This window comes from Mesorhizobium sp. (assembly GCF_041661565.1).
Classification (GTDB): Bacteria; Pseudomonadota; Alphaproteobacteria; order Rhizobiales; family Rhizobiaceae; genus Mesorhizobium.
The window spans coordinates 21,515-29,529 of the sequence record NZ_JBAZUD010000059.1 but is presented as its reverse complement, the minus strand read 5'-3'; the positions used below and the strand labels follow the sequence as shown (position 1 = coordinate 29,529).

6 protein-coding genes are annotated in these 8,015 nt (G+C 63.7%); all 6 read right to left on the bottom strand.

The window, feature by feature from the left end:
* Nucleotides 1-293: 293 nt before the first annotated feature.
* The 6 genes from lpdA to WC739_RS12705 all read right to left on the bottom strand — a co-directional run bounded on the left by lpdA (nt 294) and on the right by WC739_RS12705 (nt 7,933).
* Nucleotides 294-1,700, bottom strand: coding sequence for a dihydrolipoyl dehydrogenase (gene lpdA, locus WC739_RS12730; protein WP_372953387.1), 1,407 nt, complete (start codon nt 1,698-1,700; stop codon nt 294-296).
* A gap of 23 nt (nt 1,701-1,723) precedes the next feature.
* A complete protein-coding gene (locus WC739_RS12725) occupies nt 1,724-2,479 on the bottom strand; it encodes an SDR family oxidoreductase (RefSeq protein WP_372953386.1) in 756 nt (251 codons plus the stop codon).
* Nucleotides 2,476-2,931 (bottom strand): hypothetical protein, encoded by a 456-nt coding sequence (locus WC739_RS12720; RefSeq protein ID WP_372953385.1) that lies wholly within the window; start codon nt 2,929-2,931, stop codon nt 2,476-2,478. Before WC739_RS12720 ends, WC739_RS12725 begins: the two co-directional genes overlap by 4 nt.
* 74 nt (nt 2,932-3,005) lie before the next feature.
* Nucleotides 3,006-3,578, bottom strand: a complete 573-nt coding sequence (locus tag WC739_RS12715) for a hypothetical protein (protein ID WP_372953384.1) — start codon at nt 3,576-3,578, stop codon at nt 3,006-3,008.
* An 8-nt stretch (nt 3,579-3,586) separates the two neighbouring features.
* On the bottom strand, nt 3,587-4,897 hold the full coding sequence (gene odhB, locus WC739_RS12710; protein WP_372953383.1) for a 2-oxoglutarate dehydrogenase complex dihydrolipoyllysine-residue succinyltransferase: 1,311 nt from the start codon (nt 4,895-4,897) through the stop codon (nt 3,587-3,589).
* Between the two features lie 48 nt (nt 4,898-4,945).
* Complete coding sequence (locus WC739_RS12705; protein ID WP_372953382.1) at nt 4,946-7,933, bottom strand: 2-oxoglutarate dehydrogenase E1 component; 2,988 nt, start codon at nt 7,931-7,933, stop codon at nt 4,946-4,948.
* Between the last annotated feature and the right edge of the window lie 82 nt (nt 7,934-8,015).

Below are 8,015 nucleotides of genomic sequence, written 5' to 3'. Positions count from 1 at the left end.
CCGAGCCGCCGGCGGCCAGCACGCCGGCCCCGGCACCCGCCGCGCCTGCTCCGGCCGACGCGATGAAGCCGGCCGAGCCTGCTCCTGCGGCACCCGCGCCCGCCGAACCGGCACCGGCCCCCGCACCAGCCGAGCCCGCTCCGGCGGCACCGGCAGCCCCGGCCCCAGCCGCGCCGGCCAACTGATCGGCTCGACATGAATATGAAACGGCCCGCTGAAAAGCGGGCCGTTTTGTTTTGGGCTACGTCCCTTCGCTCTGCTCCGCCCTCGGAACGCGAAGGTCGAGAACGTACCTAAATATGGATCGCCTTGAAGAAGGTGGCCAGCGCCGCTTCCTTGACTGCTTCCGACATCGTCGGATGCGCATGCGTGGTGCGGGCCAGGTCTTCGGATGAGCCGCCGAACTCCATCAGCACCGCCGCCTCGTGGATCATCTCCCCGGCGCCGTGGCCGACAATGTGGACACCCAGCACCCGGTCGCTCGCTCTGTCGGCCAGGATCTTCACAAACCCGTCCGTGTGCAGCATGGCGCGCGCGCGGCCATTGGCGCTGAACGGGAATTTTCCCACCTTGTAGTCGATGCCGGCCGCCTTCAGTTCTTCCTCCGTCTTGCCGATCGAGGCGATTTCCGGGCTGGTGTAGACGACGCTCGGAATGACGCCGTAATTCACATGGCCGGCCTGGCCGGCAATGGTCTCCGCCACCGCCACGCCTTCGTCCTCGGCCTTGTGCGCCAGCATCGGACCGGCGACGACGTCGCCGATGGCGTAGATGCCATCAACATTGGTCTTCAGATGCTCGTCGGTCTTGACGCGGCCACGCTCATCGACCTCGACACCGGCTTCCTTCAGCCCGAGACTGTCGGAATAGGCGCGCCGGCCAGTGGCGATCAGCACGGCGTCGGCCTCGATGGTCTCGGCGGCGCCACCCTTGACCGGCTCGAAGGTCACGACAGCGCCCTTCTTGCTCTTGGCGACGCCCGTCACCTTGGCGCCGAGCTTGAACTCGAAACCCTGCTTGGAGAGCAGCCGCTGGAATTGCTTGGAAACCTCGCCGTCCATGCCGCCCAGGATCGTGTCGAGGAACTCGACCACCGTCACCTTGGCGCCCAGCCGCGCCCACACCGAGCCGAGTTCGAGGCCGATGACGCCGCCGCCGACCACCACCAGATGGGCCGGCACCTTGTCCAGCGACAGCGCGCCGGTTGACGACAAGATGACTTTCTCATCCAGGTCGACCTTGACGCCCGGAATGCCGGCGACGTCCGAACCGGTGGCGATGACGATGTTCCTGGTCTCGATCTCCTCGACCTTGCCGTCCTCGCCGGTCACCGACACCTTGCCCGCGCCGACCACCTTGCCAGTGCCGCGGAAACTGTCGATCTTGTTCTTCTTGAACAGGAAGGCGACGCCATTGACGTTCGACGCCACCGTCGCGTCCTTGTGCGCCATCATCTTCGTCAGGTTCAGTTTCGGCGCCGGTATCTCGACGCCCAGCGTATCAAAGGAATGGCCGGCCTCGGCGAACATCTCGGAGGCGTAGAGCAGCGCCTTGGACGGGATACAGCCGATGTTGAGGCAGGTGCCGCCGAAGGTCGCGTTCTTCTCGACCACCGCCGTCTTCAAGCCAAGCTGCGCAGCCTTGATGGCGCAGACATAGCCGCCCGGTCCCGATCCGATGATAACGACGTCATATGCCATGATACTGTCCTTTTTGTCGGCCCTCAGCGGCCGCCGCTCACATTCAGGATCGCGCCCGTTATATAGGAAGCCGCGTCCGACAGAAGATAGAGAACCGCGCTGGCGACCTCGTCCGAGGTGCCGGCGCGTCTCATCGGCAGCAGATCGCGCATCCGCTCAACACGGTCGGGCTGACCGCCCGAGGCGTGGATATCGGTTTCGGTGATTCCGGGGCTGACCGCGTTGACGCGGATGCCTTCGGTCACCACCTCGCGCGCCAGCCCGATGGTCAGGGTGTCGATCGCGCCCTTGGACGCCGCGTAGTCGACATATTCGCCTGGCGCGCCCAGCCTTGCTGCAGCCGACGACAGGTTGACGATGGCGCCGCCTCTGCCGCCATGGCGGGTCGACATGCGCTTGACCGCCTCGCGGGCGCAGAGAAACGAGCCGGTGACGTTGATGCGCATCATGCGTTCCAGCCGCGCGACATCCATCTCGTCGACGCGCGCTTTGACGTCGACGATGCCGGCATTGTTGACGAAGGCATCGAGGCGGCCGAAGACGCTGTCGACGGTGCCGAACATCGCCAATATATCGGCCTCGACGCCGACATCGCCCCGCACCGCGAACGCCTGGCCGCCGCCGGCGTTGATCTCGCCCACCAGCGCGTCGGCCGCGGCCTGGTTGGAGACATAGTTGACCGCGACGCGATAGCCCGCCTTCGCGCCAAGCCGGCAGGTCGCGGCGCCTATGCCCCGGCTGCCGCCGGTGACCAGCATCACCTTTTGCGCCTCGCTCATTCCTGGCAGCCCTTCATCGTAAATACGTCCGACGGCACTTTCGAAAAACCGTTGCCGCCATGGACGGTCGACATTTCGAGCGACGGCCCGAGATCGGGAAAGACAAGGCTTTGCGGTGCATCGGCACGTTCGGCCGGCAACAGTCCGATAACGCCCTTGTCATCGGCGCCGTAGATGACGCCCTCCCACAAAGTACAGGCGGCGAGCTCTTCGCCGGTAACGTCGCCGGTCGGACATTTGTACATCAGCGAGCCATGCGGCCGCGCGGCCGCGCCATCGGTCCACATGGCGATCCCGTCCAGGACCACATTGTTGTCGAGGATCAACCGGAAGCTGTTGGTGACGGTGGCCGAGGCGCCGGTCGGGGTAAAGTCGATCTCGCTGCCGCTCTGGGCGTCGCCATAGACGGCAAGCTCGATCGGACAGGCGGCTTGGGTGGTGACTGGGATCATCGTTGCCCCGACCGCTATCGATGCGGTCGACAGGCTTTCCGACAAGAAAGAACGGATCGTCACTGCTATCCACCTTAAACAGCTTGATCGAGGATGAAGATCGTCGACAGAAAATAGTCTATCTCGAACGCAACGTTTTCATTCCTGTCGACTGGAAGCGCGTTCACTTCAAATTTGAGGGTCAAGAGGCGAGAACTCTCCGCCAGCTCGATATAAATGTCGCGCTCACGACCGCCGCCGATTGTCCACTTGAATTCGCTCTTGTTGAGGAATTGAAGTGCCTTGGGCAAAGTATGGATGGCTATCGGTTTTGCGCCTCCAAAGGTTACTGGATGCCGGCCCACATCGACGTGCAGATGGCCATGCCAAGTCGCCATCATTCCACCCGGTTGCAATCTTCCAAAAACAGGTTCGACGCTAATCGACCGCAAGCGAAAATCAGGACCGAAGAAGAACTCGCAATTCGTGCCGTAGATGCACCAAGCGGATGCGCTGTCACCTTGGCGAAAATGATTATCCGCCCGCACATCCTCTGGATCGATCAAACCTCGAACCGTTTCACGGCTGCTTTTACCGAGCTCGACAGGCCCTGCCCGGCCTGTCATCACAAGCTCGAACAGATCGATTGGCTCGACGGTTTCAGCCACGTGCGACCTTAGAGATCGAGCACCAGCCGTTCCGGATCCTCCAGGCTTTCCTTGACGCGCACGAGGAACGTCACGGCTTCCTTGCCGTCGACGATGCGATGGTCGTAGCTCAGCGCCAGATACATCATCGGCCGGATCACGATCTGGCCGCCGACAACCACCGGCCGCTCCTGGATCTTGTGCATGCCGAGGATGCCCGACTGCGGCGCGTTGAGGATCGGCGTCGACATCAGCGAGCCATAGACGCCGCCATTGGAAATGGTGAACGTGCCGCCCTGCATGTCCGCCACCGACAGCTTGCCGTCGCGCGCGGCGATGCCCAGCCGGCCGATATCCTTCTCGATCTCCGCGATCGACATCTGGTCGGCATTGCGCACGACCGGCACGACCAGGCCCTTCTCGGTGCCGACGGCGACGCCGATATGGGCGTAGTTCTTGAAGATGATGTCGGTGCCGTCGATCTCGGCGTTGACCGAGGGGATTTCCTTCAGGGCGTGGGTGACGGCCTTGGTGAAGAAGCCCATGAAGCCGAGCTTGACCCCATGCTTCTTCTCGAACACGTCCTTGTATTTGGACCTGAGCGCCATCACCGCCGACATGTCGACCTCGTTGAAGGTCGTCAGCATGGCGGCCGTCGACTGCGCTTCCTTGAGCCGGCGCGCGATCGTCTGGCGCAGCTTGGTCATGCGCACGCGCTCCTCGCGTGACGCATCGTCGCCGGAAGACGGCGCGCGCACGGCAACCGGCGCGGGGGCCGGCGCAGCCTTCGGCGTCTCGGCCGGCTGCGACGGCGCGCCCTTGGAAATGGCGTCGAGCACGTCGCCCTTGAGCACCTGGCCGCGCTTGCCGGAGCCGGATACCTGGTCGACCGAAAGATTGTTCTCCGCAATCATTTTGGCCGCCGCCGGTGCGGGCGGCATGCCGCGCGGCTCGACCGGACCGGCGTCGCCGGCGATTTTGGCGGTTTCGGCCGCGGCCTGCTTGCTGGTCTGTGCGGCATCGGGGCTCGACGCCTGCGACACGGCTTGCGGCTTGGTCTCCTGCTTCGACGTCTCCTGCTTGGACGCCGCAGCGGCATCCCCACCGGCCGAGATCGAGCCGAGGAGCGCGCCGACGCCGACCGTTTCGCCTTCCTTGGCGGTGATTTCGCTGAGCGTCCCGGCAGCAGCGGCGGGCACCTCCACCGTCACCTTGTCGGTCTCAAGCTCGACCAGCGGCTCGTCGGCGGCAATGGCATCGCCGACCTTCTTGAACCATTTGCCGATGGTCGCCTCGCTGACGGATTCGCCGAGAGTGGGAACGCGGATTTCGGTAGCCATTGTGCCTGTCCGTTTCTGTCGGTTCTGTTCTATTCGCCCAATTCTCGTCTATTCACCAAGCGCGTCTTCGAGCAGGGCGGCAAGCTGGGCAAGGTGCTTCGACATCAGCCCGGTCGCCGGCGAGGCGGCGGCCGGACGACCGGTGTAGCGCACCCGCTGATGCTTGGCGTCGATATGCGCCAGCACCCATTCCAGATACGGGTCGATGAACGACCACGCCCCCATGTTCTTGGGCTCTTCCTGGCACCAGACCATCTCGGCGTTGCGGAAGCGCGACAATTCCGTGATCAGCGCCTTGGCCGGGAACGGATAGAGCTGTTCGACGCGCAGCAGGTAGATATCGTTGATGCCGCGCTTCTCGCGCTCCTCGTAGAGGTCGTAGTAGACCTTGCCCGAGCACAGAACGACGCGGCGGATCTTGGAATCCTTGACCAGCTTGATCGCCTGGCCGGAGAGCAGCTGCGCGTCGTCCCACAAGAGCCGGTGGAAGGAGCTTTCGCCCGACATTTCCGGCAGCGTCGATACCGCCCGCTTGTGGCGCAGCAGCGACTTCGGCGTCATCAGGATCAGCGGCTTGCGGAAGTCCCGCTTCAGCTGCCGGCGCAGGATATGGAAGTAGTTGGCCGGGGTGGTGCAGTTGGCGACCTGCATGTTGTCTTCGGCGCAGAGCTGCAGGAAGCGCTCAAGGCGGGCCGAGGAATGTTCCGGACCCTGGCCCTCATAGCCATGCGGCAGCAGGCAGACGAGGCCCGACATTCTGAGCCACTTGCGTTCACCCGACGAGATGAACTGGTCGAACACCACCTGGGCGCCATTGGCGAAGTCGCCGAATTGGGCTTCCCACAGCGTCAGCGCCTTCGGTTCGGCGAGGCTATAGCCATATTCGAAGCCGAGCACCGCCTCTTCGGAAAGCATCGAGTTGATGACTTCATAGCCGGCCTGAGCGGCCGACAGATTGTTGAGCGGGATGTAGCGGGTCTCGTCGCGCTGGTCGTAAAGCACGGAATGCCGCTGCGAGAAGGTGCCGCGCTCCGAATCCTGCCCCGACAGGCGGATCGGGTTGCCGTCGAGCAGGATGGCGCCGAACGCCAGCGCCTCGGCCGTCGACCAGTCGATGCCCTCGCCGGACTCGATCGCCTGGCGACGGTTCTCGAGGAAGCGGATGATCGTCTTGTGCGCCTCGAAATCCTTCGGCACCTCGGTGAGCTTCTTGCCGATTTCCTTGAGCGTCTTGACCGGCACGGCGGTCTTGCCGCGCCGCTGTTCATCCTGGTTGTCGGCCGAGCGCAGGCCCGACCAGGCGCCGTCGAGCCAGTCGGCCTTGTTGGGCTTGTAGTGCTGGCCGACCTCCCATTCCGATTCCAGATGCGCCCGCCAGTCGGCCTTGAGCTTGTCGAGATCGGCCTGGCTGATCTGTCCCTCGGCAATCAGCCGCTCGCCATAGATCTGCACCGTCGTCTTGTGGGTGCGGATATTGCGGTACATGATCGGCTGGGTGAAGGCCGGTTCGTCGCCCTCATTGTGGCCGAAGCGGCGGTAGCAGAACATGTCGACCACGACCGGCTTGTGGAACTTCATGCGGAATTCGATCGCCACCTTGGTGGCATGGACGACGGCTTCCGGGTCGTCGCCATTGACGTGGAAGATCGGCGCCTCGATCATCTTGGCGACGTCGGACGGATAGGGCGACGAACGCGAGAAGCGCGGATTGGTGGTGAAGCCTATCTGGTTGTTGATGATGAAGTGCAGCGTGCCGGCAACGCGGTGGCCGCGCAGGCCCGACAGGCCGAGGATTTCGGCGATCACGCCCTGGCCGGCAAAGGCGGCGTCGCCATGCAGGAGCAGCGGCAGCACCTTGGCGCGCTCTTCCAGCGGCACGATTTCCTCGCGGCTGCGTCCGAACAGATAGTCCTGCTTGGCGCGCGCCTTGCCCATCACCACCGGGTCGACGATTTCCAGGTGCGAAGGATTGGCAGTCAGCGACAGATGCACCTTGTTGCCGTCGAATTCGCGGTCCGACGACGCACCGAGATGGTACTTGACGTCGCCCGAGCCCTCGACCTCGTCCGGCGCGGCCGAGCCGCCCTTGAATTCGTGGAAGATCGCGCGGTGCGGCTTCGCCATCACCTGGGACAGCACGTTCAGCCGGCCGCGATGCGCCATGCCGAGCACGATTTCCTTCATGCCGAGCTGGCCGCCGCGCTTGATGATCTGCTCCAGCGCCGGGATAAGCGCTTCGCTGCCATCGAGGCCGAAGCGCTTGGTGCCCTTGTACTTGACGTCGATGAACTGCTCGAAGCCTTCGGCCTCGATCAGCTTCTGCAGGATCGCCTTCTTGCCGGTGGCGGTGAAGGAGATCTCCTTGTCGACGCCCTCGATGCGCGCCTGGATCCAGGCCTTCTCCTCGGGATCGGAAATATGCATGAACTCGACGCCGAGGGTGGAGCAATAGGTCCGGGTCAGGATCTCCAGCATCTGCCGGATGGTGCCGAATTCGAGGCCGAGCACATTGTCGAGGAAGATCGGCCGGTCATAGTCGGCCGATGTGAAGCCGTAATTCTCCGGCGACAGCTCGTTGTAATCCTCGAGCGGCTTGGCGATGCCGAGCGGGTCGAGATTGGCGTGCAGATGACCGCGCATGCGGTAGGCACGAATCATCATGATGGCCCGCACCGAATCGCGCGTCGCCTGATGCACGTCGGCATCCGACAGCGCGACACCGTTGGTGACCGCCTTGTCCTTGACCTTCTTTTCCAGATGCTTCTCGACGATGCCCCAATTGCCGTCGAGCGCCGACACTAGCTCGCCATTGGCCTGCAGCGGCCAGGAGGGCTTGGCCCAGGAGGCGCCCTTGGCGTTCTTGCGGACATCGCCGGCATCGTCCTTCAGCCCGGCAAAGACGTCCTGCCACTCGGGATCGACCGATTCCGGATCGTCCTCATAGGCGGCGTAGAGCGCGTCGATATAGTCGGCATTGCCGCCATAGAGGAAAGAAGTGAGCGAAAACTGGTCGTTGGCCTGATCTTGTCTTGCCATTTTCTCTGCGGAGCGCCTGCTCCGTCTCCTTAGTTGGAGGGGAAAGGGAGTAGGTCAGTAGGGGAGTAGGGCATCTTGGCCG

What these genes read in the sequence shown, in the direction of transcription:
- odhB (WP_372953383.1), bottom strand. Translation starts at nt 4,897, where the DNA reads ATGGCTACCGAAATCCGCGTTCCCACTCTCGGCGAATCCGTCAGCGAG.
- WC739_RS12725 (WP_372953386.1), bottom strand. Translation starts at nt 2,479, where the DNA reads ATGAGCGAGGCGCAAAAGGTGATGCTGGTCACCGGCGGCAGCCGGGGC.
- lpdA (WP_372953387.1), bottom strand. Translation starts at nt 1,700, where the DNA reads ATGGCATATGACGTCGTTATCATCGGATCGGGACCGGGCGGCTATGTC.
- WC739_RS12720 (WP_372953385.1), bottom strand. Translation starts at nt 2,931, where the DNA reads ATGATCCCAGTCACCACCCAAGCCGCCTGTCCGATCGAGCTTGCCGTC.
- WC739_RS12705 (WP_372953382.1), bottom strand. Translation starts at nt 7,933, where the DNA reads ATGGCAAGACAAGATCAGGCCAACGACCAGTTTTCGCTCACTTCTTTC.